A 21,644-nucleotide genomic window follows, 5' to 3' on the forward strand; every position below is an offset into this window, starting at 1 on the left:
TTTATATAACGCTTGACGAGGATTCATTGTGGTCGTCTTAGTTTCAGCTTCCGCTGACTTTTGACTTGACCTTATGCATCCATCATCTTCTGTTTAGTTTTCAAAGACCATTTTGGTAAACACTCGCTTTCGCGACCGTTTATCATCTTACCACTTTTACAAGTTTTTATCAAGTGGTAATTTTTTTCATCGCCTCGCAGCGACATTTATTATGTTAACACTTGTTAAGACTTAATGCAAGTGTTTTTTAAATTTTTTTATCCGTGTATTGAGAACTAAATACTCTTAATCTGGGAGCAAAGTTATCTTACCAAAAACACTAAATAATACTCCTTATATTATAGAAACCTTTTTTGTCACTCTCACTCTAATTTGACATGATGTTTTCATGATTAGTATTTTCTTTAGTTTCTTTCCATTATTTATTTCTTCTATCGTTCCATGTAGTTATTGACAGGGTCCTATTGTATTTATAAAATTAAAACAGACTGACCAGTCTGTCTGTAGAAGGAGGGTAGAGTTATGACTAAAAAATCGAAAAAGGATTTGATTGCTGACACTGCCCTCTCCTGTTTTATAGCCTCAAGCTATGGTGGCACCTCGGTGGACGAGATTGTTAAGGCTTCAGGAGTCAGCAAAGGAGGTATTTACTGGTATTTTAAAAGTAAGGAAGATATATTCCTTTATCTTATTGAACGTTGGCTAAGGGAATGGACCAATGAATATTTATTTCAAATTAAAGAAACAGATACCACCGCTGACAAACTTACAAAGTATCTGGAAATTAATTTTGAAAAAATCGATACTCCCATATCCGCTTTATTACTGGAATTTCTTTTGCAATCAAAGGAGCAGGAAATCATTGATAAATTGCAGCGTGGTGCAGAAAGTTCACATGGTTTTTTGATACAAATTATGGATGAGGCAATAAAAAAAGGAGAATTCCGGCCTTTTGACCCATATATCCTCACGCAGACCTTCCTGGCAATATTTCATGGCCTTGGTATGCAAGCCCAAATACATAATCAAGATAAAAAGTTGCTCAGGGAGACCTTATATACAGCACTGGATGTTTTTCTACAGGGAGTACGCAAAAACTAATCAGTTAGTATACATATAAGAAAGGGGTACATAGTTTGAAAAGGTTAGTATTTCTGGTAAGTCTCATGGTACTTCTTACAGCCTCGTTAACTGGTTGTGGGGAGAAGGAACAAAAGGCCGTCGAGGAAAAATTAGTACCGGTAGAAACAATTAAAATTAAAGCCACCGACCTAACCCAGATCATGAACTCCACTGGCGAAGTGATCGCTGGGGTGGATGTTGCCGTGGTACCCAAGGCCGCCGGCAAAGTAGCTTCTGTGGCTGTTAAGATGGGGGATCGCGTTAATCCCGGACAAGTTTTGCTCTCTTTAGATGCTGCAGATGTCCTGGAACAGGCTGAAGCCGCCTTAGAACAGGCCGAGGCACGACTTGTCATATCCCAAAGAAGTCTGATTGATGCCGAGATAGCCTATGAACGTAATAAAACGCTATATGATGCCCAAGCCATCCCCAAAGCTCAATTTGAGCAAGTGGAATCGGCGTTAATCAACGCTCAAGCCAATGTGCGCCTGGCGGAGGCTCAAGTAAAACAATCCCGTTCAACGGTAACTTCAACCCGGGACAATAATACCCTGACTTCTCCGGTCAGTGGTATTGTAGCTGCTGTTACGATAGAACCCGGAGAAATGGTCAGCTCCCAGGCAGCCCCCATAACCATTGTGCAAATCGACACTGTAAAAGTAAAGGTCAATGTATCTGAGAATATAATTGATTCCATTAAGACTGGTTCCGATACTCCTGTGACCATTAATGCTTTAAAAAAGGATTTTGTTGGTAAAGTAATTTCTATAGCTCCCAAAGCAGATTCTGCCACCCGAGCCTTTGCCGTGGAAATTAGTATAGCCAACCCAACTGGCGAAATAAAACCAGGTATGGTCGCACGGTTAAACTTAACCACCGGTACCTCCTCTGCTGTTCTAGCGTTACCGATTGATGCCGTGCTGGAACGGGATGGTCAGCATTCTGTCTTCATTGTCGAAGACGGTAAGGCTAAGGAAGTCTCTGTAAAGGTTGGTGCTACCTCTGGCGAATTAATGGAGATCAGAGCCGGTTTAAAAGAGGGCCAAACTGTTATTGTCACCGGCAACCGACTGGTAGGTGAAGGACAGAAGGTGAAAGTGGTTAAAGAACTGGGGGGTGCTGCTAAGTGAAAATAGCAGATATATCTGTAGATCGCCCAGTTGCCATTTCCATGCTGATCATTGCCCTGGTTGTGCTGGGGCTCTTTTCCTTGCCACGCTTAGCGGTGGATCTCTATCCGGATATGGAACTTCCCTATGCCGTTATTTCTACCTCCTATGAGGGGGCGGCACCGGCGGAAGTGGAAGAATTGGTCACCAAACGTCTTGAGTCGGCCATTGCCACCACCGAAAACATCAAAGAAATTCAATCCCAATCCCAAAATGGTTTCTCCCTGGTCATTGTTATCTTTAACTGGGGCACCAATATGGACAATGCCACCATTGATTTACGGGAAAAAATCGACTTTGTCAAAGGTATGCTGCCCGATGATGCCTCTTCCCCACGGGTAATGAAACTAGATCCTAACCAGGCACCCATTATTTCTTTTGCCCTCACCGGTGCAGAGGGAGACTTAGTCAAATTAAAGAGAGTTGCCGAAGATGATATCCAGCCCCGCTTGGAACGGATTAAGGGTGTTGGTACGGTCTATCTTAGCGGCGGTAAAACGAGGGAAATCAAAGTTGTTTTAGATCCTGCCAAAATGGAGGCCTATGGTTTAACTGCCGGGCAAGTCATGCAAGCCATTGCCTCTGACAATATCAACGGTACTGCGGGGCAAGTGGACAAAGGCTCTAGTAAAACAACGATTCGGGTGGTTGGTGAATACAAAAGCCTCGCCCAACTGGAGCAAGTACAGATCAGTCTGGCCAATGGTAATTCCCTGGCCTTAAAGGATCTGTCCACTATAGAAGATGGTTTTAAAAAGGAAGAACAATTCACCTTTACCGATGGTAAAGCCTCCCTGGGTATGAGCGTCATGAAGGCAACCGGGGGCAATACTGTCACCGTGGCCAACGAGGTTATGGCTGAGGTGGAAAAACTGAACAAAACATTGCCGGATGGCATTAAGATTACCACGGTGATGGACACCTCCAAATTTATTAAGGACTCCATTAATAATGTTGTGGAACATGGACTATTGGGCGGCATCTTTGCGGTCATTGTTCTCTATCTGTTCCTCCGCAGTGTCCGTAGTACCCTGGTGGTAGCTTTGACCATTCCCATTTCCATCATTGCTACCTTTTCCCTAATGTATTTTGGCAACCAAAGCATTAACATGCTGTCCCTAGGTGGATTAATCCTAGGTATGGGTTCTCTGGTAGACTTTTCTGTGGTCGTTTTAGAAAGCATCTACCGCTACCGTCAGAATGGCTTTGGCATTATCGAAGCGGCTAAATTAGGCACCGCTGAGGTATCCAATGCGGTAACCGCGTCGGCTTTAGCCCAAGTGGTGGTTTTTATGCCCATTGTCTTCGTCCAGGGGATTGCTGGGATTCTCTTTAAGCCGATGGCCTTAACGGTAAGTTTTTCCCACATTGCAGCCCTTTTTGCTGCTTTAACTCTGGTTCCCATGATGTCTGCCCGGTTGCTAAGAAATGTATCTCCGGCGGATGAAACACTGCCCGAAGGTAAAACCAAAAACCCCGTGATTGTTTTCGGGAAATTTTTACACTCATTGAATCATCGTTATGGCCGCCTCTTGGGTTGGTCCCTGAGAAATCGTAAAAAAGTGGTTGGTTTCACGGTGGTTCTACTGATCGCCAGTATCGTGGCTACTCCGTTCATTGGTACAGAATTTATGACTACCATGGATCAAGGTGAAATTTCGGTTAAGATCGAAATGCCCACAGGTACCAAGGTAGAGGAAACGTCCCGAGTTGCTATGGATCTGGAAAAATTAACCCGCGACCAGCTTACGGAAATTGAACGTATTTATACTTCAGTGGGTAGCGGGGGACAGCTTTCTTTCCTGGGGGGGAGTGCCAGCGATCAAGCTTCCTTGCAAATTAAGCTAGTACCCTTGGAACAACGGAAAATTACAACGGAGCAAGCTGCCGAGAAACTGCGTCAGGCTATGCAAAATATTCCCGGTGCGGATATCACCGTAGCCGTTTCGGATAATTCCGGTGGCCCTTCCGCTACGGCGGTGGAAATTGCCATCCAAGGTGATGATTTAACCGTCCTTGAACAAATCGGCAACTTACTGGTTGAGACCGTAAAGGATGTAGAAGGCACCCGTAACGTGAACAACTCCCTGACCGCAGCCAGTTCTGAAATGCGTATTAATGTTGACCGGGAGCAAGCTGCCCGCTATGGACTTTCGGCCAGCCAAATCCTCTCGGCAGTCAGCACTTCTTTTGATGGTAGATTGGTGGGTCAAATGCGTACCGGTGATAATGAAGTTGATATTCGTATGCTAACTCCGGAAGATACCAGAAAAAGTGTTGATACTTTAGAGAATCTAACCATTGTCTCCCCCACCGGAGCCAGGGTGCCGGTATCGGCAGTGGCGAGCATCGAATCACACCAAGTGCCAACAGCCATCTCCCGTACCGACCAGGCCCGAGAGGTAAAAATTACGGCCGATGTCACCGGCCGTGACGTGGGTAGTGTTAACAAAGACATCCAGGCGGCAATTAATCAGTTAGCATTACCTGATGGCTACGACGTTGTTTTTGGCGGTCAGGCCGAGGATATGGCTGAATCCTTTGCTAGCCTAGGAATGGCCCTGCTGCTGTCGATATTACTGGTCTTTATGGTCATGTCCGCCCAGTTTGAATCATTATTCCAGCCCTTTATTATCATGTTCTCCCTACCACCCACTTTCATTGGGGCTATCTTTGGGTTGGGTATCACAGGTAATCCCATCAGTGTAACTGCCATGATCGGGGCAATCATGTTAGTGGGGGTTGTCTTAAACAATGCTATCGTGCTGGTGGACTACATTAACGTACTGCGCAGACAGGGTCATGAGCGCAATGAGGCTATTCTAATGGCTGGGCCGATCCGGTTACGTCCCATTCTAATGACCGCTCTAGTAACTGTACTGGCTCTACTACCCATGGCCTTTGGTAGCGGCGAAGGTGCGGAGGCTCAGGCTCCCATGGCTATTGTAATTGCCTTTGGTTTAACCTTCTCCACGTTGATTACCCTGGTACTGGTGCCGGTAGTATATACTCTCTTTGATGATTTGGGTAAAAAGCTAGCGGGTAAATTTGGTAAGTTTAGACTGCCCCGCTTCAAGAGTAAACAAGCTTAAAAAATGAATGTTGACTTACATGTTGATGTGCAAAGCTGCCGAAAAACAATCGGCAGCTTTTTTTATACTTTCAGAGATTATAAAATTTCTATTGACGAAAGTATAGGAAAAACTAAGGCTTCCGCCTACGTCAAGGACTTGGCACAAGCCAAGTTTTTCTAATCTACAAATCGAGCCATTTTGTCTAGAGGAATAATGAAACTTATGTAAAATAGTATATAGAGATAAGTATTTAGAACAAGGTGGTTATCGCTTGACAAATGTTAAGAACTTAAAATTCGCCCCAACCCCAATAGATGAGTTTGACAAACCGGGCCAACTAGAACAGTTGTGTAATTTGTGTGGCAATATCGGGGCTACTCTGCTACCGGAAATGGAACTTATCAATAATAAAGAATTAAAAAGCATCTGTCTTTCGGTTCTTTGTTCTTCAAAGGAATGCCGTAATTTATCCTATCATTATTTTGAACTGGATAGCGAAATGTGCGGTAATGCAGATATCAGCCAATTTACCACCCTGCCTAAGGGTATAAAACTAACCTGCAACGAGTGCGGCAATCAAAGTGTTACCGTTAAAGTAAAATTGGATCAATCAGGTTTTAAATATGTTTACGACGTTGTCCAGGTAACCTTCTCCTGCCCCTGTGGACATACCGCGTCTCATCAATTTTTAGGGAAATATTTTTAATGCCTGTGAGTCACAGGCATTTTTTAGTTTCTAGGAAAAATATAGACTTCCAATATACATAAGAAGAAACTAAGATCGGTGCCAAAGACTCTGGTACCTTTTAGGGTATGGCGTCAGCTAAGGTTCTAATTGGTTTAGAATCTTACTCAACAGCAAGCGATGGTAGGGTAATTTCTCGATGGCTTCCTGGGCCAATAAGTCTATTTCTCCCACCGGCTCACCCTCTACTAATACTTGTAGTTTACCAAGGACTTGCCCCTTATGAACCGGGGCGGTAAGACCTTGCTCCAACATAATATCCTTTTCTAGAATGAATTCCGGACTTACAGGCACCGAAACCATTAAATCTGCAGCCACGGTGACCGGCACTTTTTCCTTCACGCTATCTTTTACAGGGAGTTGCGTAAATAACTGCCCTCTAGTAGCCACCTTTTGATGCTTATAATGGGTAAACCCATAGTTTAATAATTGAATGGATTCTGCATAGCGATCATCACTATGGAGAACCACCGCTATTAGACTCCGGCCATCTCGGGTGGCCGAGGAAACCAGACATTTTCCTGCAGCATTGGTGGTACCGGTTTTAACACCATCTGCTCCCTGGTAATCCCAAAGCATTTTATTGGTGTTACTTAAAATACGCTTCCCCTGGGGCCCCCTAATGGTATGGGTTTTGCTGGCCACAATACTGCGGAAGGCAGAATTTTTTAGGGCATGGCGGGTGATTAATGCCAAATCATATGCCGTTGATAAATGGTGGTCATCGGGTAAGCCATTGGTATTGCAAAAATTGGAGTTGTGAGCCCCCAACCGATAGGCTCGGTAGTTCATCAAATTGACAAAATCCTTTTCATCCCCAGCCACCTGTTCGGCAATGGCCACACAGGCATCATTGCCTGAATGCATTAACGCACCATAGATAAGTTCCTCCAAGGTCAACTTTTCCCCAGCCTTCAAATAAATACTGCTACCCTCCACCCCCGCAGCCCGTTTACTAATAATGGCGGTGTCCGTTAAATTACCGCATTCCAAAGCCACTAAAGCAGTGATAATCTTGGTGGTGCTGGCAATCGGCCTTGGTTGATGAGGGTTTTTCGCATAGAGTACCTGACCGGTGTCTGCGTCCATCACCAGGGCGGCGGCGGCTGATAAATGTGGGCCGTTCCCTTGCTGAAAGCTGCCTGTCTCAACCCAGGGTAAGGACTCCTCATAGGAAAAAATTACATCATCTTGGATGCCCGGTTCCTGGGCTGCCGCTGGTACCGTGGTAAGAAATAGCACCAAAACACAAAGCATCATCAGATAAAGCACTGTTCTTTTCTGCATACCTTTCACCCCACAAAATTTTGTCCTTTGTAGGGTACCCTTCCTACGGTCAAAAAAATTCAGCACACCCTTGGCGTGCTGAAATAATTGTTGATCTAGTGCTATGCATGCTTCGCTTATGGAATAGCCAGTCTACCTGCTTAGTGGTCCGCTATGATTGAATACTGCTATTACTAGCCTTTTCCGACTTACTCCACCGACTAAACACCCGCTGCTTTACATGAGAACTCTTGCTTTTCAAGTCATCTAAGATGGTATAGATCACCGGCACCACCACCAAGGTGAGCAGCGTGGAGGTAATTAGGCCACCAATAATAGCGTGCGCCATCGGTGCCCGACTTTCGGCACCTGGCCCCAGTGCTAAAGCCAGGGGCAACATCCCTAGGATCATCGCTGTAGATGTCATGATGATCGGACGTAAACGGGTAAGAGCCGCCCGCCGCAGAGCCTCGTTGCGCTCCACCCCTTTGGCTCGCTGCTGCTTGGTAAAATCAATGAGCAAAATGGCATTTTTTGTGACCAAACCCATCAGCATGATAATACCGATCATACTCATAATACTGAGATCACTACCAACAAGTAATAGTCCCAAAATGGCACCAACAATGGCCATAGGCAACGAAAGCATAATGGAAAAGGGATCAATATAGCTTTCAAACTGAGCCGCTAGAATAAAGAAAATAAATAACACCGCAGTGACAAGGGCCAGAATCATCGCCGTAAAGGTCTCGCCCATCATCTCTGAATCGCCGCCGGCATAGAAACTGTAACCTACAGGAAGTTTAATCTCTTTGTTTACCCTCTCCAGAAAAATTTTATTAAACTCACCTACCGAGAGGCCATTTAGGTTACAAAATAACTGAATCTCTTTGGTTCGATCAAAACGGTCTATTTGACTGGGAGAAGTGGAGAAAACCGTCTCGGTTACCTGACTTAAAGGAATCATGGGGTACCTGCCATTGTCATCGTACAGGCTCGTCAGATAAATCGTCTGCAACGCAGCTAAATCTTGACGGTTCGTCTCTTGCAGACGAACCCGTACGTCAAAACGGTCCTCTCCGTCCTCAAATTGGTTCACCACCACACCGTTAAATAAAGTGCGCAGGGTGTCGGCCACCATAGCTGTACTCACACCTAAATCTGCCGCTACATCTTGTTTTATTCGAATCTGACCCTCGGGATTGCCTGGCTGGTAGCTTGTGGAAACATCCACCGCGCCGGGAATGGTCTCCATGATTCTTTGGGCCAGTTCAGCATAGCCTTGCATTTGCTCCAGATCGTCACCCAATAATCTAAATTGTACCGCTGCTCCGTCGTTCATGCCGGCCTGTTGATTGACGGTGATTCTTACACCCGGCACAGCAACCAGTCTCCCTCTCATATCCATCGCCAATTCATCAAGGGTGCGATCACGGTCGTGTTTATCCACCACTTTGACAAAAATACTGGCCTTCTCATTTTTAGTGGTAGAATACACCTTGGTTACTTCGGGATAAGTCTGCAGTATCTCTTCCAACTGCCTGGTAATTTGGCTGGCGGCTCCGGTGCTTAAACCAGCATCCAGTTCTGCCACTACGGTGACCTCAGCCATATCACCACCTGGTACAAAAGCGGAACCCAGGAAAGGGATCAGCAGTAAGCTACCAAAAAACAACAATACCGCTGCACCAATGGTTTTACGACGATTTCTTAAAACAATGGTAAGAAAATTAGCATATCTTTGGGTAATCCGATCAAAGCCCCGGTTGAACCCGTTGATAAATTTACCAAAGGGTCCCCTGGGGACATGCTCTTCGTCCTTGAGATAGCGGGACGACAGCATCGGTACCAAAGTAAAAGCCACAAACAGGGACACCAGCACACTAAATACCACAGTAATACCAAATTGTTTAAAAAACTGTCCCACAATGCCGCTCATCATCCCCACCGGCAGAAACACCGCTACCACGGTCAGGCTGGTAGCAGTAACAGCTAAGCCCAGCTCGCTGGTGCCATCCCGGGCTGCGTCCAGCGGAGATTTGCCCATGCGTAGGTGTCGCACAATATTCTCAACGACCACAATGGCATCATCGATGAGCAAACCTACCGCCAATGAAAGGGCCATTAGGGACATAAAGTTGAGAGTAAAACCTAACATCTTCATAGCAAAGAAGGTAGCGATAATCGAGGTGGGAATGGCCAAAGCACTAATGAGAGTGCTGCGCCAATCCCGCAGAAAAACAAATACCGTGAGCACTGCCAGTACACTACCTTCAATCAAGGTGTTCCTGACGTCATTAACCGCGTCCTTTATATAAAGAGAATTATCTCTTACGATTTCCAGCTTAACCCCTGGGGGCAACTCCTGCTTTACTTCCTCCACTACTTTTTTAATGTTGTTAGCTACTTTTACGGTATTGGATCCGGACTGTTTGATAATATCAATGCCAATGGCTGGGTTCCCTTGGTAGCGGGATATACTGTCCTGTTCCTTAACGCCATCCAGCACCGTGGCAATATCTTTTACATACAGTTGAACCCCTTCCCGCCTGGCTACCGGGAGATTGAGGAATTCCTCCACCCGATTGATCTTCCCTACAGTCCGCAGTGTCATTTCCCGGTCACCGCTGCCTACTTTACCACCGGGAACCTCCATATTTTCGTTGCGCAGGCTATTCAGTACCTCAGCACTGGAGATACCATAGGCGGCTAATTTATCTTTATCCAGATTAATTTGAATCTCCCGTTTGACATCTCCATAGATATCGATGGAGCCAACCCCATTCACGGTCTCCAAGCGTTTCTTAACGGCATCTTCAACAATGGTCGTCATTTCCCGCATGGAAAGCTCCCCCGTTACCGCCAGGGAGATAATGGGCATAGCCGATGGGTCGAAGCGACCGATGACTGGTTCTTCAATATCCTGGGGGAGTTGACCTCGGATGGTCCCTATTTTATCCCGTACATCCTGGGCCGCCACTTCTGCCGGAGTCTCCAAGGAAAACTCGGCAAAAACCAGAGCATAACCTTCCCTGGCACTGGCGTAAATGTGCTTAACACCGGCAATCTGTCCAATAGCTTCCTCTAATTTATAAATAATTTTGCTTTCTATTTGTTCCGGGGAAGCCCCTGGCTGCACCACCGTTACAGACACATAAGGAAATTCCACTTCCGGGTAGTCATTAATATTCAGGCCAAGATAGCTGATAATCCCCACGGCCACTAACGCCAGGATGGTTACCGTTGCAAACACAGGCCTTTTTAAGCTGAGGTTGGTTAAAAACATCGGTTCACCCTCCCGTTACTTAACAGCCGTAACCAAATCCTGGTCCTTTAGTTTATTAACATTGGTTACAACAATCTGCTGTCCTTCCGTAAGGCCTTTTTTTATTTCAACCATTTGATTAATAACTTGGCCAATCTCTATCTGAACTCGTTTAACCTTATTTCCTTCCGGCACAAATACAAAGTACATACCCTGTTTGCTGGTTAAAGCTCCCTGAGGAATTGCCAATACTTCAACAGCTTCCCCTGTTTTAACCCCTACTTTGGCAAACATACCCGGCTTTAAGAGCAACTCCGGATTATCGACTTTAATTTTGGTTTCAAATACCCTGGCTCCCTGGTTGGCCACAGGGTTTATTACTTCAACTGTACCAGTAAATTTTTTGTCGCCAAAGGCATCTACAGTTGCTTCTGTCTTAAGACCCTTTTTCATAATAGCCAGATCCTTTTGCGGAGTATTAACAACCACATATACAGAGGAAATATCCTGTACTGTCATTAAGGAGCCGCTTTGAGCCGACACCATCTGCCCGGTCTTAACATTCCGGTTTGCTACTAAGCCGCCAATCGGTGCTATCATGGTTGCATTCGTTAGGTCTTCCTGCGCCATTGCAACACCGGCTGTTGCAGAACTTACGGTAGCCTCTGCCACTTGAAGGGCCGCTTCTACAGCCTCATACTCTTTGGGGGATATGGCTCCCTGCTGATATAACTCTTGATAACGTTGAAGATCTGCCTTAGCAGTAATTAATCCTGACTCAGCCTTTTTTAAATCAGCCTGTCTCATAGCAAGGATATGTAGAAAATCCTGTTGTTCGAGGGTCACCAGAGCTTGGCCTGCTGTCACCTGATCACCGTTTTCTACCAGGATAGAGCTTATCCGTCCACCAGTAGATACCTTGGTACTAATAATTGACTCTTTTACGGCTTCTATGCTGCCCGTAAGGGTTAAAGTATTTTCCACCTTAACCTTCTCAACCTGCGTAATGGCAACCGTCTGCATGGGTGCTACTTTTGTGGTTTCACCCTTTCCCCAGATGTTGCCTCCTTTGAGGACACCAAAGGCAAGTACCGCTATTACTGGAATTAACCAGAGTTTCCACTTGCTTTTCATCCTACCGTCTTCCCCTCTACCTATGAAATCCTTTTCATAATACCGAACAAAAAGAGTTTTTCTATTTCTTCTATAGCCTCATTTAAGGAAAGGTTATGCTCCTTAAGAAAAGAGAAATTAAAAACTCCCTCTATTGTTTTACACAAGGCTAAGTCAATAATCGCTGGATTAATGTTTGGACGTATATCCCCTGTTTCAATTCCTTTTTTTAACAACTTGCTTAATTGTTGTCTTTTATATTCCTCTAAAGCGCAGGGTTTCTCCCACTCCTCTGGAAAATATTGCTGTAATTCCTCCACTAACCAATCTGGTGCTTTCTCTCTTGTTTCTTTATAGATGAGCTCTTTGAATTTTTCAATCCACCCCCCCTCTGTTTGCATCGCCTTAAGAATTCTTGTTTTTTCTAATTCCACGTGGGTTTCAATAACCCAACTAATAATCTGATTTTTACTCTCAAAATACTTGTAGACAGTCTTCTTGGAAATTCCAAGATCTGATGCAATATTCTCGATGGTGAACTTTCTAAAACCAAACTTTAAGATCTGCTGCATGGCTGATTGAATAATTTTGTCCTTCACAAGATGACCTCCCTTTGGAAACCAGATTAGTTCCCTTGGTTTCCAATTTACAATGTTATTTATAGCTAGTCAAGTTAAATTTTTCTAATAAATTATAGTCAAAACATTGCGATAATAATTAATAAATAAGATAATGAAATATGTAGAAACTAGTCATCAGACCCGATATTAGCCAAAAATAAAATTTACAAAGGGGTAACTGGCAATGGTAACATCTTTGAATCTTACCGTACGACTTAAACTATCCAATCGGCCCGGCACCTTGGCCAAGGTAGTAAACATTATTGCTCAAGAAGGCGGTAGTTTAGGGGCTATTGATTTAGTAACTGCAAGCCTGGATTATATTACCCGAGATTTAATGATTCACTTACGGGAAAGAGGCCACATTGAGCAACTGATTCAGGCTTTGCAAAACATTCCGGAAGTTCAGGTTATCCATGTGGTGGATCGGGTCTTTACCAGACACCTAGGTGGAAAAATTGAAATGGCACCCAAAAGACCTATTGAAAACTGGGAGGATCTATCGTTAGTCTATACCCCAGGGGTGGCAGTAATCTGTGAAGCATTGTCCCAGGAACCCGATCTGGCTTATAAATTAACGATGAAGGGAAATACCGTAGCCATTGTTACGGATGGCTCTGCTGTCCTGGGTTTGGGGAACTTAGGACCCACGGGTGCTCTGCCAGTGATGGAAGGAAAAGCTGTGCTATTTAAGCAATTTGGCAATGTAGATGCTATTCCCATTTGTCTGGATGTTCACGACTCGCAGCACATTATTGATACTGTGATGGCGCTGGCACCAGCCTTTGGTGGCATTAACCTGGAGGATATCGCCGCTCCTAAGTGTTTTGAAATTGAGGAGAAATTAAGAGGGTTGTTAGATATCCCTGTTTTTCACGATGATCAACATGGTACTGCTATTGTCACTGTAGCAGGACTCATTAATGCTTTAAAAGTCGTGGGAAAAGATCTCGGTAGCATTAAACTGGTGATGAGTGGTGCCGGAGCAGCTGGGGTGGCCATTGCCAAAATTTTGCTGCAAGCAGGAGTGCGTAATCTGATTATCTGTGATAGAAAGGGCGCTATCTCCCCGCGGGATCTCCCTAAGGAACCCTCCAAAGCCTGGTTGGCTCAGCACACTAATCCCGAGGGTGTGCAAGGCAGCTTAAAGGAAGTCATTGTTGGTGCAGATGTTTTTGTGGGTGTTTCAGCACCGGGACTGCTTAATCGTCAAGATATTATGAAGATGTCCAAGCAACCCATTGTTTTTGCTTTGGCCAATCCAGACCCAGAAATCCAGCCTGAGGACATTTACGATATTGCCGGTGTCATTGCCACCGGACGTTCAGATTATGCCAACCAGATCAACAATGCCCTAGCCTTTCCAGGTGTCTTTCGCGGGGCCTTAAATTGCCATGCCAGAACCATCAATGATGAAATGTGTTTAGCCGCCGCCTATGCTCTGGCCGGCATTATCAAGGAACAGGAGCTTTCGGCAGAAAATATTATTCCCTCGGTCTTTAATAAAAAGGTGGCCCCGGTGGTGGCCAAAGCAGTAGCCAAGGAAGCCAGGCGAACCGGTGTTGCCAGGAAGGTAGCCGGCGGTGTACCTGGGGAGGTACTTTAGGCCAAGAGGCTGTGCGCAAAGAACAGATGTTGCATCGTAGGGGCAACCTGTGGTCGTCCGCTGTTTGCTACAGCACTGTAAGCCCACTACAAAAAGGGGAATGGCGCAAAAAAGTAGTTTTGCGCCATTCCCTTTCTACCATCTAAGCAGTAACTTACTGCATTTTCTTCCCCAACAATACCAGCACGTTCTTCTTGCCCATGGATTTTGCATGCATAAGAGCGGTTCTGCCCTGGTTATCTTGCTCGTTGCTATTAGCACCCTTAGCCAACAGATATTCCACCACTTCTGCATAACCCTTGCCGGCTGCAAACATCAGAGGGGTGATGCCGTCCTTATTCCTGGCATCTACTGTTGCACCATGGTCGATGAGAATCGCTACGATATCTTGAAAACCATTGCCCGCTGCAGGTAACAGGGCCACCATACCGTTTTTATCCTTCTGGTCTACGGCTGCTCCGTGATTGAGTAACAACTGAACCAGCTCGGGATAACCGGCGGCCGACGCTAGAATAAGAGATGTAATTCCTTCCTGATCAGCAGCATTGACGTCTGCATTCTTCTCTAAAAGCAGGTTAGCCATCTCTTTGTAGCCGCTGGCCGAGGCGATTATCAAAGAAGTTTTGCCGTAAGAATCTCTGGCATCCACCTGCGCACCGGCATCTAAAAGTAGCTCAACGATCTCGTTGTAGCCTTTAGACACTGCCGGCAGTAGGGCTGTGCCATTACTTCCCTTAAGGTTAACATCAGCACCCTTATCCAGTAAAACCTTTACCACTCCCGGATGCCCCCTGCCCGCCGCCTGAATTAAGGGGGTGGTACCGGATATATTTTGTACATTAACCTTGGCTCCGGCATCCAGCAACATCTTCACCACTTCTAAATGCCCCCCGCTGGCAGCAGCCAATAGCGGTGTAGTACCAAAATCATTCCCTTTATTTACGTCTGCCCCCTTTTCCAGAAGGCTGGTGATAACTGCCTGATGTCCCATGGAGGCGGCAGAAATTAAAGCTGTCATACCGTCCTTACTTATTCTGTTAACCTCCGCGCCTTGCTCCAATAATAGCTTAACAACCTCTGTATGGCCATTGCCTGCCGCAGCAATGATGCTCGTAACACCCGAGTCTCCAGCCTCATTAATCCCTGCGCCCTTCTTCAACAGCACTTGCACCACTTCCACATGCCCCTCCTGGGCCGCCTTCACCAGTAAGGGATTCCCTTGATCCTTTTCCGTTGGACTGAGACCGGCATCTAAAAGCAATTTGACAGTAGCCGTATCCCCTTTTTTCACTGCTTCCACCAGCGTCTCCTTTGTCATGCTGAGCTGAACCTGATTGGCAGCACAGGAAGTAAGCAGCATGGTCAGGATAACCAATGGGAGTAGATATTTGATTTTGAACAATGTCATCAGCCTCCCTAAAAATAATGTTTGTGGCAATTTATTTAAGCTGGCAACCAGCCCGACAGCAGTCTCCGACAACCGGATGCCTTTCGATAAGTTTTAGGTACCAGGCTGCTGCCTGGCCTTGGATTAGAAAAGCCAGGGATACCATTAAAGCCGCATCCGCACCAAAGGCTGTGGCTGCCAAACCAATGGAAATGGAAAGATTGCGCAGGGCTGTGCTGTAGACCAGCGTAATACCATCCTCCCTTTTAAAAAAGGAACGGCTAATTTTGATGACCCCTAAGTAATTAACGGCATAAAACAGCAATTGTACTAGTAACGCTACAACGATAACGTGACCATTGGAAACAATTTTATGGGAGTTGGTACTAATACTGGTAAAAATGATGTAGATAGCCCCCCAAGCACAAGCGGCTGGTAGATAGGGTTTAAACTTTTTTTGAAATTCCTGAACCGTATATTTTTTTAATAACAGCCGATAGGTGAGGATTCCCAGCACCAGCGGCAGCAGCACCACCAGGCTAAGAGTTTGTAAAACCTCCAACACATTCACCGGTATATACTTACCCACCATTAGCAACAGATACCATGGCGCCAGCAGCGAGCCCGTAATTAAACTCAGCACCGTCATTTGAATAGCAGCAGCCACATTTCCCCCGGCAAACATGGTGAAGGCAATGGTCATGTTGGAAGTCGGCAGCAGAGCAGCCACTGCTAAACCAGCAAAAAGCCCCGGTTGCTGTTGCAAGAAGAGATTCCCCAGGAGATAAGCCAGGCTGGGAATAAAGAGAAAATTAATAGCCAATGAAATATAAAGAAGTCTCTTATTCGTAAGACGTAGCACTTCTCCCAAGGTAAAACCAATCATGGTCGGATAAATCATTAGAATGCTTACAGGCAAAACATATTGTTTAAAGGCCGAAGTATCCACCTGCAACCCTACCATAAAGCCGGTTAGTAAGACCAGTGGAATGGTTAAAGTTAGATTCTTTGAGGGCAGTAGGAAAATATTTTTAATCATTTTTCACCCCCCTTGATCAGGAGCTTACCATCGAGGTGATAATAGGGATCCCTTTTGCTTGTTTATTTTCAGAGTATCATATAAATTAAGTCTATTCTGGATTTTAAGGCAGTCTTTAGAGATATTTAAGAAAGTTGTAACAAGTGAGGTTGTTATGAATGGTCTTGATGTGTGGTATTGACGATAGCTTACCAGATCTACGTGGGGGATGAAGTGATGTGCATCACAAAGTGGGCATTTCTAGTAGCTTTCTCAGCTGACAAAATACCGCTAGTTTCTCTCTATAGGGGATGGTACTGCGACCACTGGGGTTTGGTGCTACAAATTCTTTCATGGCCGGAAAAACAGTCGCTGTCTTTACCAGGCCATACTCAACAACCACCCTTGGTGTAAGCCCGGCATATTTACGATAAACTTCTTTGCCTAAAAAACAAACAACCATAGGTTGGTATTGCTCCACACGTTGGCGCAGCTCCGCAGCCCCTGCCCGCATTTCCTCAGCCGAAAGGTCCGAGCTGCTTTTACTGGGGCGCACCACAAGATTGGTAAGACCATACCCGTCCGCCAACAATTGATCGTCCTCCTCCGGCTGATAAAGCCTCTTCGTTAGACCGGCATCGTGTAGTAATCTCCAAAACTGATTTCCTCGCCCCGCAAAATGATGTCCCAGCAAGGCAGACCGCTCTCCAGGATTATAGCCCACAAAAATAATTTTTAAGTTCCTGTCGAGATAGTCTGGCAATCCATTCACAGAGAGCCCCTCCTAAAGAATTGTAAATATATGGGGATGTTCCTATCCTAAGGTTATTGTTCGGTGAGGTCGTCCAAACCCCGGCGGAGCTTTCTTAGGTAATGCCTACCCTCCCGGGTAACCCGGTAGTAAGTATGGTTCATATGCTTTACCCAATCCTTTTGCCGGTGGTAGCCCGCCAGCATGGTACCCTGCACCTTTTCCAGCAGTCCCTTCTCCAGCAGTTTTTCCAACCGGCGACGGGATTCCTCCACATCCAGGCCCACATTAATACCCAACCGCCAGGCATACTCCGGTCCGGCATATTCAATAAAGTTTAATATTTTAAGATCCATTTCATCTTCTATTTCGATATCCAACAAACCTAATGCCATGAGCATGGTGTAAATGGGTTCGGCTTTCTCCTGGGCGAGTTGGAGGGTTTCATTAAAAAGCATGGTCAGTTGTTCCTGTTCTTCCTCGGGATTATCCTTGCTTAGCAGATCCTCCAATTCACCAAGATCCTGCGCCAGGCTTTGTAATTCCTGAAATAATAGGCACTTTTCATTGAGTTCATGTAATTTTTTCGCCAGCTCTGGCAGCCGGCTTGGGTCAGTGCAGATTTCTGGTTGGGCCAGCAGATTTTGTGTGTCATCCCGTTCAGTTATGATCGTTTGAATGATACTCCAAATATCTTCATCTTTTAAATACTTGGTTGGAAAAACCGGCATATTCCTACCCCCGAAACTTAAGCTTTGCTGATTTATTAAGTCCATCTAACTGTAGGTTAGTATGGATAGGTGTTATCTGACGCTCTGCAAGTCGTTCGCTATGGATAACACCATACCCTGTGACATGATCATTTTCTGATGGAGCCAAAACTAGTTGGCATGTATGTCTTATCATAATATAAGTGAAAAACCACCCCTAACTTGAATTAAGGGCGGAAGGTTGCTGTATGAAGAGTGTATTCGTCGATTATTTTCCGTACTGGCTGGTAGCCGATACCCGGGGCGGTGGGCACTTGGATAAGTCCCTGTTGGACGGTTACCTCCGGTTCGATGATGTCCTGCTCCCAATAGCGGCTGGAGGCTGCGGTATCCCCAGGCAGGGTAAAGCCGGGCAGCGTGGTAATGGCTACGTTATGGGCACGTCCCACGCCGGCTTCCAGCATACCACCACACCAAACCGGAATGCCTTGGCGGAGGCAATAATCTTGAATACGCTTTGACTCGGTTAGCCCTCCTACCCGGCCAATTTTAATATTAATTATGCCGCAGCTTCCCAGCTCCACAGCCTTACGGGCATCCTCCAGGGAGTGAATACTCTCGTCCAGGCAGATGGGGGTTTGCAGTCTCCTTTGCAGTGCCCCGTGGTCGATGATATCATCATGAGCCAGGGGTTGTTCAATCATCATGAGCTTGAATTGATCTAAGCGGACCAAGTGGTCACAGTCTGCCAAGGTGTAGGCTGAGTTCGCATCGGCCATTAGTTGAATGTCTGGGAAGTTCCGGCGCACAGCCTCCACCACTGCCACATCCCAGCCCGGCTTAATCTTGATTTTGATGCGGCGATATCCCTCGCTTACATATTGACCCACCAACTCCAGCAACGTATCCACTGAGTCCTGAATACCCAGACTAATCCCTACCTCAATTTCGGTACGCTGTCCCCCCAAAGCCTGGCTTAGGGAAATGCCCTGTTGTTTGGCATATAAATCCCACATGGCACCTTCCAAAGCGGACTTGGCCATGTTGTTGCGTCGGATATGGGAGAATAACTTATAAACATTCTCCGGGTGCTGCACCGGATTTTGATATAACAGCGGAATCAGAAAATCCTGCATCATATGCCAGTTGGTGGCTACGGTTTCTTCATTATATATGGGCTCTTTCATGGCCACGGATTCACCCCAGCCACTGCGTCCTTCCGTATCCCGGATTTCCACTAAAATAAAATGTCTGTCCCACTCGGTGCCAAAACTGGTGGTGAAGGGTGCTTTCAGTCTCATTTGCATGGCCCTCAGGGTAATGGAATGTAATTGCATCTTTATGCTCCTTTCTGCCAGGGGGCCCTGGGTAAAGCCAAGGCTGCTCGCGGTACCAAAAGATATTCGTGGGCCGCCTGCCCCCGCTGAAGGCGAAAGCCTGCTACCGCCCAGCCGTCAGCAAAATATGTCTTAAAGAGCTGGCTGGTATAACGCCGCCACTCAATGGCCAAACCCATATCCTGCGCCTTCATCTCAGAAAACTGGGCTGGTACAGCCAACGTCAAGCATTGTTCATCCCCATCGACACTCTTCATCTGCAACGGTACCGGCAACCCCCGCTCATTCAACTGCCAATGAATCAGGCTGTTCTCCTTGCCCTGGGGCAGCGGTCGCTTGGGTTCGTTAATCCACCATTCCACTTGTAAACGATCGGTAGGCAACCCTTTATTCATCTGGTCATTCAGGTCGCCGTAACAATTCTCCAGATACGTGGAGCAGATAACGCCTAGCTTGCCCACATTTAAATAGCCATTGGGGGTTAACAGTGGGTCATACGTCCAGCTAATGAGCCGATAGCCCCTGTCGCGGGCAGCCTCAGCTTGGGCATATTTCAGTTTCTCACCAATACCACCGTGACGGTATTCCTTAAGCACCGCCATGGCATGGGAACAAAGATAGGCTTCTTGCTGTAGATAACCCGGAAAACTATACAACATACCAATCATTTGGCCCTCTTGGAAGGCCCCCAGTAAAACCCCGCCATTTTTTGCCACAGTGATGGTTTGGTGGACGGGTATGGGAATATCTGAATCCCACACGATTTGTTCTATTTCCTGCAAGGCCTTCATGTCATCCACCGTGTTTAAAGGCCGAATTAGCAATTCTTCTGGCAAAGCGAGTACCTCCCAATGTAAGAGTTGGTGGCCGCGTAGTAAAGGGCACGGGCTAGTATTTCCGCACCATCTATCAGATATTTCTCCTCAAAGGTCATCTCCGGATGATGCAACCCTGGCTGTAAATTACACCCCAAGCCTAGCATTGTGGCCTTCACCTGTGGTCGCCGGCAAGTGTAATAATGAAAATCCTCTGCTCCAGGCGTCAGTACCGGTGGGGCTAGCCCTTTCTCACCGAGAGTATCCCTGATGGCCTGGGCCAATATCTCCTGGGCTGCATCACTGATTTCCGCCGCTGGGGTATCTGCCCCTGGCTGCAGGGTAATGGTCGCCCCATAGGCAGTGGCCAGGCTGACTGCCAAATGATTAATTTTCACCTTTAATTCCTGCATCTGTTGGTTGGTCTGGGCCCTCACATCCAACGAGAAATCCGCCCGGTCGGGGATAATATTGGCCGATGCATTGCCTGCCCAAAGGCGAGTCATCTTAATGGAAGCGGGTTGCAGGGGATTCCAATGCAACCCTTGCAGCATTTGAACCAGTTGAGCGGCCACCTCAATAACATTAATGCCCAGCTGAGGCCGAGCACCGTGGGCACTACGCCCTCGAATCTCGCCCTGCAGGATACATGCCGCACCGTTTTGAATAGCCGGAGCAGCCAATCCCCCGGCCAGCTCCTGAACGGGGCGCAGGTGTACACCAAAGAGATAATCTACTTCGTCCACCACGCCCTTTTCGATCAGCTTTAAGGCCCCGGCACCTACTTCTTCCGCCGGTTGAAAGATAATTTTGATCCGGCAGTTGGCTGGATTTTGTTTAAGGGCAGCCGCAGCCGTGAGCACCATGGCCATATGAGCATCGTGGCCGCAGGCGTGGATTGCTTTAGTAGCTTCTCCCTCACGGTAACCAAGGGCATCCATATCTGCCCGTAGAGCAACCGTCACCACACCGTTGCCGTATTCGCCAACCACCCCCGTGCAATCTGGAAAGGTGGTGGTTTGATAACCCAGTTGCGATAACTGTCTTTGCAGAAAGGAGGTAGTTGCCTGTTCCTGCCAACTGGTCTCCGGGTGGTGGTGTAAATAGCTGTATACCTCGTTTAGATAGGTTTGCCAGTAGATTCTCTCGAAAGTAAAGGACACTGCTATCTCCCGCCTTTTCTGTTATCCTCTATGACACACTTACCAGGGGCAAGATGATGGGTGATTTTCCTCATCCAAAAACCTAGCCAAGTATGCTCCTGTTGAAAGTAGGTTCTTCGTAAAATATACCAAACTACAGCTACTCCTAAGAAATCCTTTACCAAATCTGTCACCGTTGCGGAGCGAGAAGGAATAAAGGACTGATGGAATTCGTCCAACAAAGCATAAAGGATCGAGATGCCTATGGCGATTTTATTTCCCCGGCGACTTAACTCCCCCCGGGTAAGCAACGCCAGCACCAGCAGACCGTACAGGATAGCAAACTCCACCAAATGAAGACTTTCCTTAATCAATGAATCATAAAAACTAAAGTTAACCACCGCTCCACTGGACTGGCTGGACAAAAACCAAATAAACATCATATAGACGAGGGGGAGTAGTCTTAAGGTATAACGGCCTAGCAATCTTACTAGATACATCTGA

17 protein-coding genes are annotated in these 21,644 nt (G+C 46.4%); 5 read left to right on the forward strand and 12 right to left on the reverse strand.

What is annotated here, in order from left to right; genetic code table 11:
• Nucleotides 1–522 precede the first annotated feature (522 nt).
• The 4 genes from BUA78_RS17630 (at nt 523) to BUA78_RS17645 (ending at nt 6,071) form a co-directional block, all read left to right on the forward strand.
• Nucleotides 523–1,101 (forward strand): TetR/AcrR family transcriptional regulator, encoded by a 579-nt coding sequence (locus BUA78_RS17630; RefSeq protein ID WP_072917184.1) that lies wholly within the window; start codon nt 523–525, stop codon nt 1,099–1,101.
• A 35-nt stretch (nt 1,102–1,136) separates the two neighbouring features.
• Nucleotides 1,137–2,252, forward strand: coding sequence for an efflux RND transporter periplasmic adaptor subunit (locus tag BUA78_RS17635; RefSeq protein WP_072917186.1), 1,116 nt, complete (start codon nt 1,137–1,139; stop codon nt 2,250–2,252).
• Nucleotides 2,249–5,383 (forward strand): efflux RND transporter permease subunit, encoded by a 3,135-nt coding sequence (locus BUA78_RS17640; RefSeq protein ID WP_072917189.1) that lies wholly within the window; start codon nt 2,249–2,251, stop codon nt 5,381–5,383. The genes BUA78_RS17635 and BUA78_RS17640 overlap by 4 nt, the downstream gene beginning before the upstream one ends.
• A 253-nt stretch (nt 5,384–5,636) precedes the next feature.
• Nucleotides 5,637–6,071: a hypothetical protein gene (locus BUA78_RS17645; protein WP_072917192.1), complete on the forward strand. Its 435-nt coding sequence runs from the start codon at nt 5,637–5,639 to the stop codon at nt 6,069–6,071.
• A 117-nt stretch (nt 6,072–6,188) separates the two neighbouring features.
• Here BUA78_RS17645 and BUA78_RS17650 read toward each other — a convergent pair whose 3' ends face one another.
• From BUA78_RS17650 to BUA78_RS17665, 4 genes are all read right to left on the reverse strand, one after another.
• Complete coding sequence (locus BUA78_RS17650; protein ID WP_072917193.1) at nt 6,189–7,397, reverse strand: D-alanyl-D-alanine carboxypeptidase family protein; 1,209 nt, start codon at nt 7,395–7,397, stop codon at nt 6,189–6,191.
• Nucleotides 7,398–7,548: 151 nt separating this feature from the next.
• Nucleotides 7,549–10,662, reverse strand: a complete 3,114-nt coding sequence (locus BUA78_RS17655; RefSeq protein ID WP_072917196.1) for an efflux RND transporter permease subunit — start codon at nt 10,660–10,662, stop codon at nt 7,549–7,551.
• A gap of 15 nt (nt 10,663–10,677) precedes the next feature.
• Nucleotides 10,678–11,775, reverse strand: coding sequence for an efflux RND transporter periplasmic adaptor subunit (locus BUA78_RS17660; RefSeq protein ID WP_072917198.1), 1,098 nt, complete (start codon nt 11,773–11,775; stop codon nt 10,678–10,680).
• Nucleotides 11,776–11,795: 20 nt separating this feature from the next.
• Nucleotides 11,796–12,353 (reverse strand): TetR/AcrR family transcriptional regulator, encoded by a 558-nt coding sequence (locus BUA78_RS17665; protein ID WP_072917200.1) that lies wholly within the window; start codon nt 12,351–12,353, stop codon nt 11,796–11,798.
• Between the two features lie 205 nt (nt 12,354–12,558).
• Here BUA78_RS17665 and BUA78_RS17670 point away from each other — a divergent pair, with 205 nt between their 5' ends.
• Complete coding sequence (locus BUA78_RS17670; RefSeq protein WP_072917203.1) at nt 12,559–13,980, forward strand: NAD-dependent malic enzyme; 1,422 nt, start codon at nt 12,559–12,561, stop codon at nt 13,978–13,980.
• 154 nt (nt 13,981–14,134) lie between these two features.
• Here BUA78_RS17670 and BUA78_RS17675 read toward each other — a convergent pair whose 3' ends face one another.
• The 8 genes from BUA78_RS17675 to BUA78_RS17710 all read right to left on the reverse strand — a co-directional run bounded on the left by BUA78_RS17675 (nt 14,135) and on the right by BUA78_RS17710 (nt 21,640).
• Complete coding sequence (locus BUA78_RS17675) at nt 14,135–15,382, reverse strand: ankyrin repeat domain-containing protein (protein ID WP_072917205.1); 1,248 nt, start codon at nt 15,380–15,382, stop codon at nt 14,135–14,137.
• Nucleotides 15,383–15,419: 37 nt separating this feature from the next.
• Complete coding sequence (locus tag BUA78_RS17680; RefSeq protein WP_238456866.1) at nt 15,420–16,406, reverse strand: arsenic resistance protein; 987 nt, start codon at nt 16,404–16,406, stop codon at nt 15,420–15,422.
• 223 nt (nt 16,407–16,629) lie between these two features.
• Nucleotides 16,630–17,157 (reverse strand): mismatch-specific DNA-glycosylase, encoded by a 528-nt coding sequence (locus BUA78_RS17685; RefSeq protein WP_072917208.1) that lies wholly within the window; start codon nt 17,155–17,157, stop codon nt 16,630–16,632.
• A 53-nt stretch (nt 17,158–17,210) separates the two neighbouring features.
• Nucleotides 17,211–17,867, reverse strand: a complete 657-nt coding sequence (locus BUA78_RS19750) for a DUF2250 domain-containing protein (RefSeq protein ID WP_175549070.1) — start codon at nt 17,865–17,867, stop codon at nt 17,211–17,213.
• Between the two features lie 206 nt (nt 17,868–18,073).
• Complete coding sequence (gene menC / locus BUA78_RS17695) at nt 18,074–19,183, reverse strand: o-succinylbenzoate synthase (RefSeq protein WP_084082493.1); 1,110 nt, start codon at nt 19,181–19,183, stop codon at nt 18,074–18,076.
• A 2-nt stretch (nt 19,184–19,185) separates the two neighbouring features.
• The gene (locus BUA78_RS17700) at nt 19,186–20,019 is read right to left on the reverse strand and encodes a GNAT family N-acetyltransferase (protein WP_084082494.1); all 834 of its coding nucleotides are present in this window, start codon (nt 20,017–20,019) and stop codon (nt 19,186–19,188) included.
• On the reverse strand, nt 20,001–21,161 hold the full coding sequence (locus BUA78_RS17705; RefSeq protein WP_072917213.1) for a M20 peptidase aminoacylase family protein: 1,161 nt from the start codon (nt 21,159–21,161) through the stop codon (nt 20,001–20,003). The genes BUA78_RS17700 and BUA78_RS17705 overlap by 19 nt, the downstream gene beginning before the upstream one ends.
• A 2-nt stretch (nt 21,162–21,163) precedes the next feature.
• Nucleotides 21,164–21,640: a VanZ family protein gene (locus tag BUA78_RS17710; RefSeq protein WP_072917214.1), complete on the reverse strand. Its 477-nt coding sequence runs from the start codon at nt 21,638–21,640 to the stop codon at nt 21,164–21,166.
• Nucleotides 21,641–21,644: the final 4 nt, after the last annotated feature.

This window comes from Desulforamulus aeronauticus DSM 10349 (assembly GCF_900142375.1).
GTDB classification, from domain to species: Bacteria; Bacillota; Desulfotomaculia; order Desulfotomaculales; family Desulfotomaculaceae; genus Desulfotomaculum; species Desulfotomaculum aeronauticum.

What these genes read in the sequence shown, in the direction of transcription:
- BUA78_RS17655 (WP_072917196.1), bottom strand. Translation starts at nt 10,662, where the DNA reads ATGTTTTTAACCAACCTCAGCTTAAAAAGGCCTGTGTTTGCAACGGTA.
- menC (WP_084082493.1), bottom strand. Translation starts at nt 19,183, where the DNA reads ATGCAATTACATTCCATTACCCTGAGGGCCATGCAAATGAGACTGAAA.
- BUA78_RS17630 (WP_072917184.1), top strand. Translation starts at nt 523, where the DNA reads ATGACTAAAAAATCGAAAAAGGATTTGATTGCTGACACTGCCCTCTCC.
- BUA78_RS19750 (WP_175549070.1), bottom strand. Translation starts at nt 17,867, where the DNA reads ATGCCGGTTTTTCCAACCAAGTATTTAAAAGATGAAGATATTTGGAGT.
- BUA78_RS17710 (WP_072917214.1), bottom strand. Translation starts at nt 21,640, where the DNA reads ATGTATCTAGTAAGATTGCTAGGCCGTTATACCTTAAGACTACTCCCC.
- BUA78_RS17650 (WP_072917193.1), bottom strand. Translation starts at nt 7,397, where the DNA reads ATGCAGAAAAGAACAGTGCTTTATCTGATGATGCTTTGTGTTTTGGTG.
- BUA78_RS17660 (WP_072917198.1), bottom strand. Translation starts at nt 11,775, where the DNA reads ATGAAAAGCAAGTGGAAACTCTGGTTAATTCCAGTAATAGCGGTACTT.
- BUA78_RS17670 (WP_072917203.1), top strand. Translation starts at nt 12,559, where the DNA reads ATGGTAACATCTTTGAATCTTACCGTACGACTTAAACTATCCAATCGG.
- BUA78_RS17680 (WP_238456866.1), bottom strand. Translation starts at nt 16,406, where the DNA reads ATGATTAAAAATATTTTCCTACTGCCCTCAAAGAATCTAACTTTAACC.